Source organism: Streptomyces sp. NPDC002868, assembly GCF_055563295.1.
Map to the genome: position 1 here is coordinate 681,773 of NZ_JBVHDR010000001.1, position 14,396 is coordinate 696,168.

Sequence of the window (14,396 nt, forward strand, 5' to 3'; positions counted from 1 at the left end):
TCCTCGATGAACGGCAAAACGGACGTGGCCGGCGAGACGGTCACCCTGAACGACTTCAAGACGATCCTGGCCCACGCGCGGCAGCACCACATCGCGCGCTACGCCTTCTGGTCCGTGAACCGCGACCGCAGCTGCGGCTCGGGCGGCGCCGGTGACGCCTGCAGCGTCTCCCAGTCGCCGTACGCCTACACCAAGATCGTCTCCCAGTACGCGGGCTGACACCGCACGAGCCGACACACCCCCCACCCCCCACGGAGGAATACATGCACCGCAGCAAGTCGAAGAAGGCCCTGCTCGGCACGGCCGCCGCGGCAGGCGCCGCGGCGCTCGTCGCCGGTCTCGTCCAGTCCGCCGGCGCCACCGAGCCGAATGCCACCGAGCCGAAGGACGTCGGCGCGGCCGGCGCGCCGACCGCCATCACCACCATCTCCACCGGCTGGTCCATCCCCTGGGGCACGTACTGGATGCCCGACGGCTCCACCGCCCTGGTCACCGAGCGCAATTCTTTCAAGGTCTTCAAGGTGACGCCGTCCGGTGCGAAGACCCAGGTCGGCTCCGTCCCCAACTCCCAGACCACAGGCGGCGAAGGCGGGCTGATGGGCGTCGCGGTCGACCCGGACTGGGCGTCGAACCACTACGTGTACTTCATGCACACCTCGTCCGACGGCAATCGCATCGCGCGTATGACGTACGACGGCACGTCGCTCACCGGCTACAAGGCCATCCTTCAGGGGATCAAGAAGGCGAAGTACCACAACGGCGGCCGGCTGGCCTTCGGTCCGGACGGCTATCTGTACGCCACCACCGGCGATGCCCAGACCACCAGCCTCGCGCAGGACAAGAACTCCCTCAACGGCAAGATCCTCCGGCTGACGAAGGACGGCAAGCCGGCGCCGGGCAACCCGTTCAACAACCATGTCTTCAGCCTGGGCCACCGCAATCCGCAGGGCATCGCCTTCGACGCCCAGGGCCGCCTGTGGGAGGCCGAGCTCGGCCAGAGCTCCAAGGACGAGCTCAACCTCATCAAGTCCGGCAAGAACTACGGCTGGCCGACCTGCGAGGGCAACTGCTCCGTCTCCGGCATGACCAACCCGAAGAAGACCTGGGGCGTCGCCGAGGCCTCGCCCAGCGGCATCGCCGTCGTCGACGGCGCGGTCTACATGGCGGCGCTGCGGGGCGAGCGGCTCTGGCAGATCCCGATCAACGCAGGCAACGAGAACGTCGGCACGGCGAAGGCGCACTACGTCGGCACGTACGGGCGGCTGCGCGCGGTCACCAAGGTGCCCGGCTCGAACCAGCTGTGGCTCTCCACGACCAACGCGGACGGGAACGGAGGTGAACCGGCCGGCTCGGACAAGATCTTCCGGGTGACGATCAGCTAGCCCTGCTGCCCTGCTGCCCTGCTGTACAGAACTGGGCGGTGTTCGTGCCGAGGCAAGCGTCGAGGTACGTGTCGAGGCCCTTCGGGTCGGCGCGTACCTCGGCCGCCGCGCCACTGCGTGCTCAGGTGTAGAGCGCGTCCACCTCGACCGCGTACGCCGCCTCGATCGCCTTCCGCTTGAGCTTCAGCGAGGGGGTGAGCAGACCGAGCTCCTCGCTGAAGGGGTGCGCCAGTATCCGGAACGTACGGATCGACTCGGCCTTCGACACCAGGGTGTTGGCGGCCACCACCGCCCGGCGGATCTCCCTCTCCAGATCCGGGTCCCGCACCAGCTCGGCCGGTGGAAGCGGCGGTTTGTTCTGCATGGCGAGCCAGTGGTCGACGGCCTCCTGGTCCACGGTGACCAGGGCCGCGATGTACGGACGGTCATTGCCGACGACGATGCACTGGGCGACCAGCGGATGGCCGCGCACCCGCTCTTCCAGGCCCACGGGCGAGACGCTCTTGCCGCCCGAGGTCACCAGGATCTCCTTCTTGCGCCCGGTGATGGTCAGATAGCCGTCCTCGTCGAGTGCCCCGAGATCGCCGGTGGCCAGCCAGCCGTCGTGCAGCACGGCGTCGGTGGACTTCGGGTCGCCCAGATATCCGGAGAAGATATGGGCGCCGTGCAGCCACACCTCGCCGTCCTCCGCGATGTGCACTGTGGTGCCGGGGATCGGCTGGCCGACCGTGCCGTACCGCGTGCGCTCGGGCGGGTTTGCCGTCGCCGCCGCGGTCGACTCGGTGAGTCCGTATCCCTCGAAGACGGTGACGCCCGCACCCTCGAAGAAGAGGCCGAGTTGCCGGTTCATGCCGGAGCCGCCGGACATCGCGTGCCGGACGCGGCCGCCCATCGCGTCGCGGACCTTGCCGTACACGAGCTTCTCGAAGAGCTGGTGCTGTATCCGCAGTCCGGCGGACGGGCCGGGGCCGAGGCCGAAGGCCCGGTGCTCCATCGCCTCCGCGTACTTCACCGCCACATCGACCGCCTTGTCGAAGGGGCCCGTCTTTCCCTCGGCCTCGGCCTTGCGGCGGGCGGCGTTGAAGACCTTCTCCAAGATGTACGGGACGGCCAGGATGAACGTCGGCCGGAAGGTCGCCAGATCCGGCAGCAGTGCGCTCGCCTGGAGCACCGGCTGATGGCCGAGCTTGACCCGGCCGCGTACCGCCGCGACCTCGACCATCCGCCCGAAGACATGCGCGAGCGGCAGAAAGAGCAGCGTGGCTGCCTCGTCGCCGGGCTTGGAGTGGAAGACCGGCTCCCATCGGTCGATCAGGGTGTCGGTCTCGAACATGAAGTTGGCGTGGGTGATCACACAGCCCTTGGGACGGCCGGTGGTGCCGGAGGTGTAGATCACGGTGGCGATCGAGTCGGGGGTCACGGCCCGCCGGTGCCGGTGCACCACCTCGTCGTCGATGTGGCCGCCCGCCTGGAACAGTTCGTCGACGGCCCCGGCGTCCAGCTGCCACAACCGCTTCAGCTGCGGCAGCCGGTCGATCACCGAGCCGATGGTCATGGCGTGGTCCTCGTGCTCCACCATGCACGCGGACACCTCGGCGTCGTGCAGCATCCAGAAGACCTGCTCGGCGGACGAGGTGGGGTAGACCGGGATGGACTGGGCGCCGACCGTCCAGAGAGCGAAGTCGAAGAGCGTCCACTCGTAGCGCGTAGGGCACATCAGCGCGACGCGGTCCCCGAACCGCACACCGTGCGCGATCAGTCCCTTGGCCAGCGCCAGCACTTCGTCGCGGAACTGCGCGGAGCTCACGTTCTGCCAGTTGCCCGCCGCGTCCTTGCGGCCGAGCGCGACCCGGTCAGGATCGTCCGCGGCGTAGTCGAAGACCGCGTCCGCAAGTCCGCCGACCTGAGGCGCTGCGGCCATGGGTGGGACAGTGAACTCGCGCAATGGCTGCTCCTTGTGGCGCTCCCCGCACAGCGCCGTGACGGTACCCCACCCGGCCACCGGGCGGGAGAGCCTGCCAGAACTGTGGACGAATGGCATCACCACAGGTCAGCGGCGCATATCCGACCACATGGGGAAGGCTCGGGCGAGTTTCTGACCGTAGGGTAAGTAAGCTGCGCCAGAATCTCCACCGAATCTGTACGGTGCGATCACTGTCGCTGTACGGGGGGCGGGATCTTGGTCCGTACCTGCTCGGGACAACCGGGACAACCGGGGCGAGCGGTGCGGGCGATGGTCGTACTCAGCGGCCGACCGGTCCGTGCAGCCGGTCGCCGCTCGCCAGGATCGCAGCGGCCAGCGCGTCCGCGGCCTCCTGTGCCGCGTTCCGGCGGCGGCCGTGCAGCAGTACGAAGTCCACCGTGCCCAGCTCCGGCAGCCCGGCGCGGTCGGGGACCGGCACCAGGCCCGGCGGGACCAGTCCGCGGGTGTGGGCCATCACGCCGAGACCCGCGCGGGCGGCGGCGACCAGGCCGCTGAGGCTGCCACTCGTACATGCGATGCGCCACGGGCGGCCGTGCCGCTCGAGGACGTCGAGTGCACGGGCCCGGGTCACGGCCGGCGGTGGGAAGAGGATCAGCGGGACCGGGCGATCCGGATCGATGCGTACGCCGTCGGCCGCGATCCAGATCATGCGATCGCGCCAGACCAGCTCGCCGTGGGATTCGCCCGCCCGGCGCTTGGCGAGCACCAGATCCAGCCGGCCGGCCGCCAACTGCTCGTGCAGCGTGCCGGACAGCTCGACGGTGAGCTCCAGATCGACCTCGGGGTGATCGCGCCGGAACGACTCCAGGATCTCCGGGAGCCGGGTCAGCACGAAGTCCTCGGACGCCCCGAAACGCAACCGACCGCGCAGCCGCGTGCCCGTGAAGAACGCGGCCGCGCGCTCGTGCGCCTGCAGGATCGTCCGGGCGAAGCCGAGCATCGCCTCGCCGTCCTCGGTGAGTTCCACGCTGTGCGTGTCCCGGGTGAACAACTGCCGCCCGGTCGCGTCCTCCAGCCGCCGCACATGCTGGCTCACCGTCGACTGCCGCAGCCCGAGCCGGCGGGCGGCCTGGGTGAAGCTCAGGGTCTGGGCGACCGCGAGGAAGGTACGGAGCTGGACCGGGTCGTACATCCTTCTAGGCTAGCGGCTCATCGCGATTCGTGATGACAGTCAGAGTGGTATGTGGGATTCCCGATCGCGCCGATCCGGAGGAGCATGGGGAGGGCACGATCTGAACCGAGAGCAAGTGGAGCACATGAGCCGCCGCGCGTTGCAGTTCCCGTCCTGGCTGCCGATCGATCCGTACATCATGGCGCTGCTCGGAACCGTGGTCCTCGCGGCTCTGCTCCCGGCGTCGGGCGCGACGGCCGATATGGTCGGCGGGGCGTCGACCGGCGCGGTGTCGCTGCTGTTCTTCCTGTACGGGGCGCGGCTGTCGACGCGCGAGGCGCTCGACGGGCTCAGGCACTGGCGGCTCCATCTGACGGTGCTGGCCGCGACGTTCCTGCTCTTCCCGCTGCTGGGCCTCGCGGCGCGAGGCCTCGAGCCGCTCGTGCTCACCCCGCAGCTCTACAGCGGTCTGCTGTTCCTCTGCCTGGTCCCGTCGACCATCCAGTCGTCGATCGCCTTCACCTCGATGGCCCGCGGCAACGTCCCGGCGGCGATCTGCGCCGGTTCCTTCTCCAGCCTCGCCGGCATCCTCGTGACACCGCTGCTCGCGGCCCTGCTGCTGGGCGGCGGCGCGGGCGGCTTCTCAGCGGACTCGCTGCTGAAGATCGTGCTCCAGCTGCTGGTGCCGTTCCTGGCGGGGCAGCTGCTGAGGCGGTGGATCGGCGGCTTCCTGACCCACTACAAGAAGGCGCTCGGGTATGTCGACCGCGGCTCGATCCTGCTGGTCGTCTACACGGCCTTCAGCGAAGGCATGGTCGCGGGCGTCTGGCACCAGGTGACGCCGCTGCGTCTGGGGGCGCTGCTGCTGGTCGAGGCGGTGCTGCTGGCGGCAATGCTGGGGCTGACGTGGTACGGCTCGAAGCGGCTCGGCTTCGGGCGGGCGGACCGGATCGCGATCCAGTTCGCGGGCTCGAAGAAGAGTTTGGCGGCGGGGCTGCCGATGGCGAGCGTGCTGTTCGGGGCGCAGGCGAGCTTGGCCGTGCTGCCGTTGATGCTCTTTCACCAGATGCAGTTGATGGTGTGCGCGGTGATCGCGAAGCGGCGGGCGCGGGATACGGAGGCGGTGTCTTTCCCCTCCCCGATCCCCTCCCCGATCCCCTCCCCGTTCCCTTCCCGGCCGCAGTACGCGGGCGCTGACGCCCCTGTGCCCCAGTGAGCGCCGCCGCCCACGCACCCCGGCAAACCGCGCCCCTCGTCTGACAAGATCGCCCCGTGACGACGACGTACGCCATACGCCCCTTCCATGCCCGCCCCTGCACTCTGGTCGTCTGCCGCGGATGCTGCTGCGGCGACGGCCGCAAGAACCCCGGCACCGACCACGAAGGGCAGTTGGCCAGGCTGCGCGCCGCCGCCGCGGGCTCCGCAGGGCGGCTTGCCGTCCGGACCAGTGACTGCCTCGGGCCCTGCGGGCAGGCCAATGTGATCGTGGTCCAGCCCTCCAGCGAGGGCCGACGCAGAGGGGCCCGCGCGGCCTGGGTCGGCTGGGCGCTCGACGACGATGCCACGGACGACGTCCTGGCGTGGGCCATCGCCGGGGGCCCCGGACTCGCCGAACCCCCGGCCACCCTGGCCCTCCAGCTGATCCCGCCGCCCTCCGACGCGCGCCGCCGTGCCCGCTGAGTCACCGTCACCCCGCCCCGCGCGGCCTGAGTCATTCATGGTTTCTTTGCCGGGACGTCGCCGACCCGGCCCCGTCGCGCCCCGGACCCTCGCCTACCGTGCACACGTTCACCCCGACGAACGCACCGCGGAGACGTCCATGTGCAGTCCGCTCCACCGGCCCGACGGCCCCCTCGCACCCGCCGCCAGCCGTCGTACGTTCCTGCGTGCCACCGGACTCACAGGCGCGGCCACCGCTGCCGCAGCCGCCGGGGGACTGGCCACCGCGGCGCCCGCCGCGGCCCTGCCGCAGCAGAAGTCCGCTGACAACGTTGCCAGTTGGCGTCCCGACCCCGACAGCCCCAGATTCACGCTCGTCGTCATGCCGGACACCCAGTACCTTTTCGACGGCGCCAGCATCAACTCCGCGCCCGTCGAGGCATCCCTGCGCTACATACTCGACCACGGGCGCGACGAGAACATCGTCTTCCTGTCCCATCTGGGCGATCTCACCGAGAACGGGCAGCCGCGCGAATTCGGACCACTGAGCGAGGCCTTCGAGCTCCTGGACCGGCGCCGCGTCGGCTACAGCGTCGTCGCGGGCAACCACGACATCAAGTCCTCGACCGACGACCAACGCGGCCGCACCCCCTACCTGGACGCCTTCGGCCCGCAGCGGATGCGCAGGCTGCCCACCTTCGGCGGGGCCACACCCGACGGCTACAACACGTACCACCTCTTCCGCGCCGCCGGCCGCGAGTGGCTGGTCCTCGCCCTCGACTGGCGGCCGTCGGCGGCCTCTCGCGCCTGGGCCAGGGACGTCATCGCCAGGCACCCGAAGACGCCGGTCGTCCTGACCACGCACGAGCTCGTGTACGCGGACCAGTACGGCGACGAGGCCGAGTTCTCCCCGCACGGCAAGCACCTGTGGGACGAGCTGATAGCCGACCACGACCAGATCTTCCTCACGCTCAACGGCCACTACTGGCCCGCCGCCCGCACCACCCGCAAGAACACCGCCGGCCACGACGTGCATCTGCACATCACCAACTACCAGAACCGCTACTACGGCGGCAGCGCGATGATCCGCCTCTACCGCTTCGACCTCGCCAGGAACACCATCGACGTGGAAACGATCTCCCCGTGGATCCTCGGCCGCGCGGGCGACGGGCTCAACGAACTGGAGCGCCGCGAGATCGAAATGACCGGCCCCCAGGACAGCTTCTCCGTCCCCATCGACTTCGAGAAGCGCTTCGCCGGATTCGCGCCGGTCCCCGCCCGGGGACCCCGCCCCGCCGCGAAGATGCTCCTTCCCGGCACCGTCGCCTACTGGCGCTTCGACGGCCCGCACCAGGACGGCTCCCCGGCCGACGCCGCGCTCCGCGTCCCCGACCTGTCGGGCAACCGCAACGACCTGACGCGGGAGACGGTCCCCGGCACCCCGGCCGATGCCCTGCGCTGGTCGGGAAGCCACCATCCCGACCAGCCGGGCCACGGCAGCCTCTACTTCGACGGCGGCAAGCCCCCGCTGCGCGGCGCGTATCTGCGTACGGCGGGCAACGCCCCGCTCAACGCCAAGACGTTCCGCTCCGGCTACACGATCGAGGCGTTCATCAAGCTCCCCGCCGACTGGGACGCCGGGCACCACGCCTGGGGTTCGATCCTCAGCCGCCGCGGCACACTCGGCGCCGCCGGAAAGACCGAAGGCGACCCGGAAGAGCCCGTCGCCACCCTCTCCCTGTCCGACGGACCCGGCCCGCAGTGGGCGGCCGCTCCGCTCAACCAGCCCGGAGCCGTCACCAACTGGGGCCATGAGCTGGAGCGCGAGGTCTGGTGGCACCTCGCCATCGTCAACGACGGAAAGCACACCACGATGTACGTCGACGGCTGCCCGGTCGCCCGTAACCCCGCCACCCGCACCAGCGGCCTCGCCACCCTCGGCCTGCCCTGGCTGGTCGGCGGCTACGAGTACGGCGGCACCCTCGACCAGCTGCTGCACGGCTGGCTCGGCGATGTGCGCATCGTCGAACGCGCCCTGCCCGTACGCGACTTCATGATCGCCTGACCTGCCGAGCGCCGCCGAAGGAGAAGCACCTCATGCCGAGCCGGAGACCCATTCAGCCCCTGCCCCGCTGGGCGGACCCCGACGTACCCGCCGACTCGCTCGACCCGCAGGGACTCTCCCGCCGCGGACTGCTGCGCAGCGCGGGCCTGTTCGGCGCCGCGTTCGCCGGCGGCGCCCTGCTCGCGCCGACCGCCGCCGAGGCGCACACCCCGTCCCTGGGCGACCCCGCCCTCTCCTATCTCGTCGGCGACCACCATGTGCACTCCGTCTACAGCCATGACGCGAAGTACACCTTCTCCCAGCTCGCAGCCGCGGCTTCCCAGTACGGCCTGGACTGGATGGTCCTCACCGAGCACAGCAACATAGGCCACCACAAGGCGGGCGGCGCCCAGGCCGAGCACGAGGAGATCCTCAAGGCCCGCGCCGAGAACCGGCGCATGCTGCTCTTCCAGGGCCTGGAGTGGTACATCCCCGGCGCCGAGCACGCCACCGTCTTCTCCCTGCCCGGCCGCCACGAGGTCGAGCTGCTCACCCAATTCGAGCAGGCCTACGACGGCAAACTCCTCGGCTACACCGCGGGCGGCCCCGGCCATCCGGACACGGCGCGCAACGAGGCCCACGCCGTCAAGGCCCTCCAGTGGCTCGACCAGCAGCGCCGCTGCGGCTACGTCGACGACGTCCTCGTCCTCGCCAACCACCCGCTGCGCCTCGGTATCGACTCCCCGCACGAGATGCGCGCCTGGCGCGACGCCGCCCCCGGCATCATGATCGGCATGGAGGGCGCTCCCGGCGCGCAGGCCGCCGCGTCGCCCGGCCGGCACGCCCCGACCAGCATCCGCGGCGACTACGAGAACTCTCCCTCCGCGAACTCCTTTCCCGGCTATCCGCCTGAGGCCTATCTGACTCACGGCGGATTCGACTGGGCGACCGCGACCGTCGGCGGACTGTGGGACGCCATGCTGGCCGAGGGCAAACTCTTCTCGGTCACGTCCAACTCGGACGTACACCGGGTCACCTTCGACACCTGGAAGAACGGCGACTGGCTGCCGGGCCAGAACTTCGACAACACCGGCCGCCTCCCGGACCCCGTCAACACCACCGAGCCGCAGCCCGGCAGCGACTTCTGGCCGGGCCAGTTCAGCCGTACGCATGTGGGTGTGACCCGCTACGGCTATCGGCATGTGATGGCCGGACTGCGGGCAGGCCGCGTCTGGGTCGACCACGGCCAGCTGATCGACGGCATCGACGTACGCGTGAACAGGGAGCACGGCATCGGCCGTGGCGTGACGCTGGGCGGCCGACTGCGCGTACGCCGCGGCGAGAAGATCGTCCTCAACGTCACCGTCACCACCGCATCCCGCCCCAACCATCACGGTGAAGTGCCGCGCCTCGCCCACCTCGACGTGATCCGCGGCGCGGTGTGCGGCCCGGCCGCCGACCGTGACGAGTGGCGCGCACCCGGCACCAAGGTCGTGCACACGGCCGATGTCGAGGGCCGCACGGGCCGGTACACGCTGCGCATCCCGCTGGGGAGGGCCGAGGAGTCCTTCTACCTCCGGCTGCGCGGCAGCGACGGCAGGCGCAACGGCCCCGGCTTCCTGGGCGAGGCGATCGACCCGCACGGGCCGATTCCGCACGAGCCGGGCAACGGCGATGCGTGGCTGGACACCTGGTGTTACACCAACCCGGTCTTCGTGGACGTGGTCCACTGACCTGTCACGGAGGGGCCCGGCCGGCGCAGGGGGCGCTCCCCGCCGGCCGGGCCCGTATCCCGTGCAGCGGGGGCGCTTCAGACCCCGGTGCTCAGGGCGATGCGCTCGTCGCCCGCGTACACGTTCATGTTGGCGCCGCGCAGAAAGCCGACCAGGGTCAGACCCGTCTCGGCAGCCAGGTCCACGGCGAGCGATGACGGCGCGGAAACCGCGGCCAGCACGGGGATTCCGGCCATCACCGCCTTCTGTGCCAGCTCGAACGACGCCCGTCCAGAAACCAGCAGGATCACCCGGGACAGCGGCAGCCGGCCGTCCTGGATGGCTCGGCCGACCAGCTTGTCGACCGCATTGTGCCGACCGATGTCCTCCCGGATGTCGAGCAGCTCGCCCTCCTCGGAGAACAGCGCGGCCGCGTGCAGCCCCCCGGTCCGGTCGAAGACCCGCTGTGCCGCCCGCAGCCGGTCGGGGAGGCGGGCGAGCAGGGCCGGCTCGACGCGGACCGGGGGAGTGTCTGCGATCGGGAAGCGGGTGGTGGTGCGCACGGCGTCGAGGCTGGCCTTGCCGCACAGCCCGCACGAGGACGTGGTGTAGACGTTGCGCTCGAGCGTGATGTCGGGGACAGGCACGCCGGGCGCCAGCTGCACGTCCACCACGTTGTAGGTGTTCGATCCGTCGTCCGTGGCCCCGGCGCAGTACACGATGTTCCGCACCTCGGCGGCCGCCCCGATCACGCCCTCGCTGACCAGGAAGCCCGCCGCGAGCGCGAAGTCGTCGCCCGGGGTGCGCATGGTGATGGCGAGCGGCTTGCCGTTGAGGCGGATCTCGAGCGGCTCCTCGGCCACAAGGGTGTCGGGACGGGTCGACACCGCCCCGTCCCTGATGCGGATGGTGCGGCGGCGCTCGGTGACCCGTCCCATGGCGATCAATTCCGATTCTGTACGTGTTGGAAGCCGAAGCGACCTTTGACGACTTCATTCTCCTGCACAGGCAGACTCATGCTGCGGTGGTCTCCCTGGCGACGCGGTCGCGGTGGTGGTCGTCGCGAGCAGATCGGCGAGCGCGTGGACGGCGCACAGCTTCGGTACGGGAGTCCTGGTCAGAGCGGCCAGCTCGACGACGGCCGCGAGCAGCACGTCCAGTTCGAGCGGTTTGCCCTTCTCCAGGTCCTGGAGGGTGGAGGTCTTGTGGTCGCCGACCCGCTCGGCGCCGGCGATGCGCCGCTCCACGGAGATCTTGGGATGACAGCCGACCGCGGCCGCGACCTCGAGCGTCTCGCGCATCATCGTCTCGACCAGCGCCTTGGTGTCCCGGTGGCGACAGATCTGAGCCATCGTGGCCCGCGAGAGCGCGCTGATCGGGTTGAAGGAGATATTGCCGAGCAGTTTGATCCAGATGTCGTTGCGCAGATCGGGCTCGACGGGGCACTTGAGCCCGCCCGCCACCATCGCCTCGCTGAAGTCGAGACAGCGCCGCGACACGGTCAGGTCCGGCTCGCCGATGGAGAACCGGGTGCCTTCCAAGTGGCGTACGACACCGGGGGATTCGAGCTCGGTGGCGGCGAAGACGACACACCCGATGGCGCGCTCGGGCGGCAGTGTCGCGCTGACCGCGCCGCCCGGGTCGACACTCTCGATCCGGCGTCCGGTGTACGGCCCGGGCAGGCCGTGGAAATACCACCAGGGGATACCGTTCTGCGCGGCGATGACGGCCGTACGGTCATGCAGCAGCGGATGCACCAATGGGCCCGACGCCGCATAGGAATTGGCCTTCAGCCCGAGGAAGACATAGTCGACGGGCCCGACCGAGGCCGGGTCGTCGGTGGCGGCCGGCCGCGCGGTGAAGTCGCCGCGCGGGCTGAGCACCCGCACGCCGTCACGGCGCATGGCCGCCAGGTGCGGGCCGCGGGCGATGAGATGGACCTCGGCGCCGGCGCGATGGAGCGCGGCGCCGACATATGCGCCGATGGCACCGGCGCCGACAACTGCGACTTTCACAGGGCTCTCCGTTCGGTTGAGCGACCGAGCGAGGGCGGGATGGTGGGAGTTGACACCGGGGTTGAGTCGACAGAATATTGTCTACAGTATGCCTTTCGGGTGGTCAAGGGTCGTCACATCCTTCGGGAAAGCTCCAAAGTCCGGCCCCTGAACCTGTGGGATCACATGCCGTCGTACCGGGTGGTAGCAGCCAAGACTGGGTAATTCCACTGTCCGCATCGAGGGGGAACCGCATATGACCGGCTCACGCATCGTCGCGCTCGGGCACTACCAGCCCGCCAAGGTGCTCACCAATGACGACCTGGCCGCCATGGTCGACACCAGCGACGAGTGGATCCGCAGCCGCGTCGGGATCGAGACCCGGCACGTGGCCGGACCCGACGAGCCGGTCGACGAGCTGGCCGCGCACGCCGGCGCGAAGGCGCTCGCCTCCGCCGGACTCGCGCCCGACGACATCGATCTCGTCCTGGTCGCCACCTCCACCGCGATCGACCGCTCGCCCAACACGGCGGCGCGCGTCGCGGCCCGTCTCGGCATGGGCTCGCCCGCAGTCATGGACCTCAATGTCGTCTGCGCGGGCTTCACGCACGCGCTCGCCACGGCCGACCACGCCGTACGGGCCGGAGCCGCGGCCCGTGCCCTGGTCATCGGCGCCGACAAGATGGCCGAGGTCACCGACTGGACCGACCGCACCACCTGTGTGCTCGTCGGCGACGGGGCGGGCGCCGCGGTCATCGAGGCGACCGGTCCCGGCTCGGACGGCGAGATCGGCCCCGTCCTGTGGGGCTCGGTCCCGGAGATGGGCCATGCCGTACGGATCGAAGGCACCCCGCCCCGCTTCGCGCAGGAGGGCCAGTCCGTCTACCGCTGGGCCACCACCCAGCTGCCGCCCATCGCCCGCAAGGTCTGCGAGCGCGCGGGAGTCACCCCCGAGGAACTCGCCGCGGTCGTCCTGCACCAGGCGAATCTGCGGATCATCGAGCCCGTCGCCCAGAAGATCGGCGCGGTGAACGCCGTGATCGCCCGCGATGTGGTGCATTCCGGCAACACCTCGGCCGCCTCGATCCCGATGGCGCTCTCCAAGCTGGTCGAGCGCGGCGAGATCGAGTCGGGTGATCCGGTGCTGCTCTTCGGCTTCGGTGGCAATCTCTCGTACGCGGGTCAGGTCGTCCGCTGTCCCTGAGGGCGGCGGTGCAGCCGTCCCCGGGGCAGACTGAACCGCATGGCGGCGAAGCGAAGCGCGGGCCTGTTGCTGTTCCGCAGGCGGGGTTCGGACACCGAGGTGCTCATCGGTCATATGGGAGGGCCGTTCTGGCAGTCCCGTGACGACGGGTCCTGGTCCGTGCCGAAGGGTGAGTACACCCCGGACGAGGAGCCGGTGACCGCCGCCCGGCGGGAGTTCGTGGAGGAGCTCGGTGTCCCGCCGCCCGACGGGGAATGGCTGCCGCTCGGCGAGGCACGACAGGGCGGCGGCAAGATCGTCACCGTCTGGGCAGTCGAGGGCGACCTCGACACGGGCCTGGTGGTGCCGGGCACCTTCACCATGGAGTGGCCGAGGGGCTCGGGCCGGATGCAGGAGTTCCCCGAGATCGACCGGGCCGAGTGGATCTCCGTGGCGGAGGCGAGCGAGAAGCTGGTGACGGGGCAGCGGGTGTTCCTCGACCGGCTGGAGGAGCTGCTCGATTCCGGCCGAAGGTAACGCGGATCTCGGCCCGCCAGAGGATTGCGCTCGGTAGACTGTAGACGATAGCCAATTGTCGCTCACCGTTGCCGGCCAGGAGGGGGACCGTGATGTTGTCCGCAGGACTGCCGCAGGGAACCGTGCCCAAGCTCGAACGCCCCGGCCCGCTGCGTGAGCGGGTCTACGAGGCGCTGCTCGAACTCATCACGACCCGCGCACTGCGCCCCGGCCAGCATCTGGTCGAGAGTGAACTCGCCGGCCATCTCGGGGTGTCCCGCCAGCCCGTGCGCGAGGCGCTGCAACGGCTGAACACCGAGGGATGGGTCGATCTGCGCCCGGCGCAGGGCGCGTTCGTCCATGAGCCGACCGAGGCGGAGGCGGACCAACTGCTCTCGGTCCGTACGCTGCTCGAGGCCGAGGCCGCCCGGCTCGCCGCGGCGAACTCCGGATCCGCGGGCATCGCCGCGCTCGAAGAGCTGTGCGCAGAGGGCGAACAGGCCGTCGCGGACGACGAGGTCGACCTCGCGGTGGCCACCAACGCCGCCTTCCACGCCAAGGTGATGGAGCTCGCCGGGAACGTCGTACTCGCCGAGTTGGCGGCACAGGTGGACCGCCGGGTGCGCTGGTACTACACGCCTGTCGCGCGACAGCGCGGCCGCCAGTCGTGGATCGAGCACCGGGAGCTGATCGCGGCGATCTCGGCCCGCGACGAGCAGCGGGCGTCGGAGGTCATGCGGGCCCACACGGAGCACACCCGCAAGACCTACCACCAGCGCGAGCAGTAGCGCGGGCCGCCCGCTCCCTCGGC

General features: G+C 70.3%; 13 protein-coding genes. 9 read left to right on the forward strand and 4 right to left on the reverse strand.

Annotated features, from left to right (window positions below; all coding sequences use genetic code 11):
- The first annotated feature begins 6 nt into the window (after window positions 1–6).
- Together ACZ3H8_RS03245 and ACZ3H8_RS03250 are read left to right on the forward strand one after the other, a co-directional pair.
- Entirely contained in the window at window positions 7–219 is a 213-nt protein-coding gene (locus ACZ3H8_RS03245) for a hypothetical protein (RefSeq protein ID WP_467396741.1), read from the forward strand.
- A gap of 44 nt (window positions 220–263) precedes the next feature.
- Window positions 264–1,382: a PQQ-dependent sugar dehydrogenase gene (locus ACZ3H8_RS03250; protein ID WP_467396743.1), complete on the forward strand. Its 1,119-nt coding sequence runs from the start codon at window positions 264–266 to the stop codon at window positions 1,380–1,382.
- A 121-nt stretch (window positions 1,383–1,503) separates the two neighbouring features.
- Here ACZ3H8_RS03250 and ACZ3H8_RS03255 read toward each other — a convergent pair whose 3' ends face one another.
- Together ACZ3H8_RS03255 and ACZ3H8_RS03260 are read right to left on the reverse strand one after the other, a co-directional pair.
- On the reverse strand, window positions 1,504–3,303 hold the full coding sequence (locus ACZ3H8_RS03255) for an AMP-dependent synthetase/ligase (RefSeq protein ID WP_467396745.1): 1,800 nt from the start codon (window positions 3,301–3,303) through the stop codon (window positions 1,504–1,506).
- Window positions 3,304–3,625: 322 nt separating this feature from the next.
- Window positions 3,626–4,498 carry a LysR substrate-binding domain-containing protein gene (locus ACZ3H8_RS03260; protein ID WP_467396747.1) on the reverse strand — a complete coding sequence of 291 codons (873 nt, stop codon included), beginning with the start codon at window positions 4,496–4,498 and terminating at the stop codon, window positions 3,626–3,628.
- A gap of 124 nt (window positions 4,499–4,622) precedes the next feature.
- Between ACZ3H8_RS03260 and ACZ3H8_RS03265 the strand changes: the two genes are divergently transcribed.
- From ACZ3H8_RS03265 to ACZ3H8_RS03280, 4 genes are all read left to right on the forward strand, one after another.
- Window positions 4,623–5,693: a bile acid:sodium symporter family protein gene (locus ACZ3H8_RS03265; protein ID WP_467396749.1), complete on the forward strand. Its 1,071-nt coding sequence runs from the start codon at window positions 4,623–4,625 to the stop codon at window positions 5,691–5,693.
- 56 nt (window positions 5,694–5,749) lie between these two features.
- The gene (locus tag ACZ3H8_RS03270; RefSeq protein WP_467396751.1) at window positions 5,750–6,157 is read left to right on the forward strand and encodes a (2Fe-2S) ferredoxin domain-containing protein; all 408 of its coding nucleotides are present in this window, start codon (window positions 5,750–5,752) and stop codon (window positions 6,155–6,157) included.
- Window positions 6,158–6,296: 139 nt separating this feature from the next.
- Window positions 6,297–8,201 (forward strand): LamG-like jellyroll fold domain-containing protein, encoded by a 1,905-nt coding sequence (locus ACZ3H8_RS03275; RefSeq protein ID WP_467396753.1) that lies wholly within the window; start codon window positions 6,297–6,299, stop codon window positions 8,199–8,201.
- A 32-nt stretch (window positions 8,202–8,233) separates the two neighbouring features.
- On the forward strand, window positions 8,234–9,913 hold the full coding sequence (locus ACZ3H8_RS03280) for a PHP domain-containing protein (protein ID WP_467396755.1): 1,680 nt from the start codon (window positions 8,234–8,236) through the stop codon (window positions 9,911–9,913).
- A gap of 77 nt (window positions 9,914–9,990) precedes the next feature.
- On the opposite strand, the gene fdhD is transcribed toward ACZ3H8_RS03280, so the two are convergent.
- Entirely contained in the window at window positions 9,991–10,830 is an 840-nt protein-coding gene (gene fdhD / locus ACZ3H8_RS03285; protein WP_467396757.1) for a formate dehydrogenase accessory sulfurtransferase FdhD, read from the reverse strand.
- A gap of 54 nt (window positions 10,831–10,884) precedes the next feature.
- Window positions 10,885–11,985: a 2-dehydropantoate 2-reductase gene (locus tag ACZ3H8_RS03290; protein ID WP_467397924.1), complete on the reverse strand. Its 1,101-nt coding sequence runs from the start codon at window positions 11,983–11,985 to the stop codon at window positions 10,885–10,887.
- A 157-nt stretch (window positions 11,986–12,142) separates the two neighbouring features.
- Between ACZ3H8_RS03290 and ACZ3H8_RS03295 the strand changes: the two genes are divergently transcribed.
- From ACZ3H8_RS03295 to ACZ3H8_RS03305, 3 genes are all read left to right on the forward strand, one after another.
- Window positions 12,143–13,090 (forward strand): beta-ketoacyl-ACP synthase III, encoded by a 948-nt coding sequence (locus ACZ3H8_RS03295; RefSeq protein ID WP_356220528.1) that lies wholly within the window; start codon window positions 12,143–12,145, stop codon window positions 13,088–13,090.
- Between the two features lie 39 nt (window positions 13,091–13,129).
- Window positions 13,130–13,606: an NUDIX hydrolase gene (locus tag ACZ3H8_RS03300; RefSeq protein WP_467396760.1), complete on the forward strand. Its 477-nt coding sequence runs from the start codon at window positions 13,130–13,132 to the stop codon at window positions 13,604–13,606.
- 92 nt (window positions 13,607–13,698) lie between these two features.
- Window positions 13,699–14,373, forward strand: coding sequence for a GntR family transcriptional regulator (locus tag ACZ3H8_RS03305; RefSeq protein WP_467397927.1), 675 nt, complete (start codon window positions 13,699–13,701; stop codon window positions 14,371–14,373).
- Window positions 14,374–14,396: the final 23 nt, after the last annotated feature.

Coding starts and splice junctions, on each gene's coding strand:
- ACZ3H8_RS03245 (WP_467396741.1), top strand. CDS start 7: ATGAACGGCAAAACGGACGTGGCCGGCGAGACGGTCACCCTGAACGAC.
- ACZ3H8_RS03250 (WP_467396743.1), top strand. CDS start 264: ATGCACCGCAGCAAGTCGAAGAAGGCCCTGCTCGGCACGGCCGCCGCG.
- ACZ3H8_RS03255 (WP_467396745.1), bottom strand. CDS start 3,303: ATGGCCGCAGCGCCTCAGGTCGGCGGACTTGCGGACGCGGTCTTCGAC.
- ACZ3H8_RS03260 (WP_467396747.1), bottom strand. CDS start 4,498: ATGTACGACCCGGTCCAGCTCCGTACCTTCCTCGCGGTCGCCCAGACC.
- ACZ3H8_RS03265 (WP_467396749.1), top strand. CDS start 4,623: ATGAGCCGCCGCGCGTTGCAGTTCCCGTCCTGGCTGCCGATCGATCCG.
- ACZ3H8_RS03275 (WP_467396753.1), top strand. CDS start 6,297: ATGTGCAGTCCGCTCCACCGGCCCGACGGCCCCCTCGCACCCGCCGCC.
- ACZ3H8_RS03280 (WP_467396755.1), top strand. CDS start 8,234: ATGCCGAGCCGGAGACCCATTCAGCCCCTGCCCCGCTGGGCGGACCCC.
- fdhD (WP_467396757.1), bottom strand. CDS start 10,830: ATGGGACGGGTCACCGAGCGCCGCCGCACCATCCGCATCAGGGACGGG.
- ACZ3H8_RS03295 (WP_356220528.1), top strand. CDS start 12,143: ATGACCGGCTCACGCATCGTCGCGCTCGGGCACTACCAGCCCGCCAAG.
- ACZ3H8_RS03300 (WP_467396760.1), top strand. CDS start 13,130: ATGGCGGCGAAGCGAAGCGCGGGCCTGTTGCTGTTCCGCAGGCGGGGT.
- ACZ3H8_RS03305 (WP_467397927.1), top strand. CDS start 13,699: ATGTTGTCCGCAGGACTGCCGCAGGGAACCGTGCCCAAGCTCGAACGC.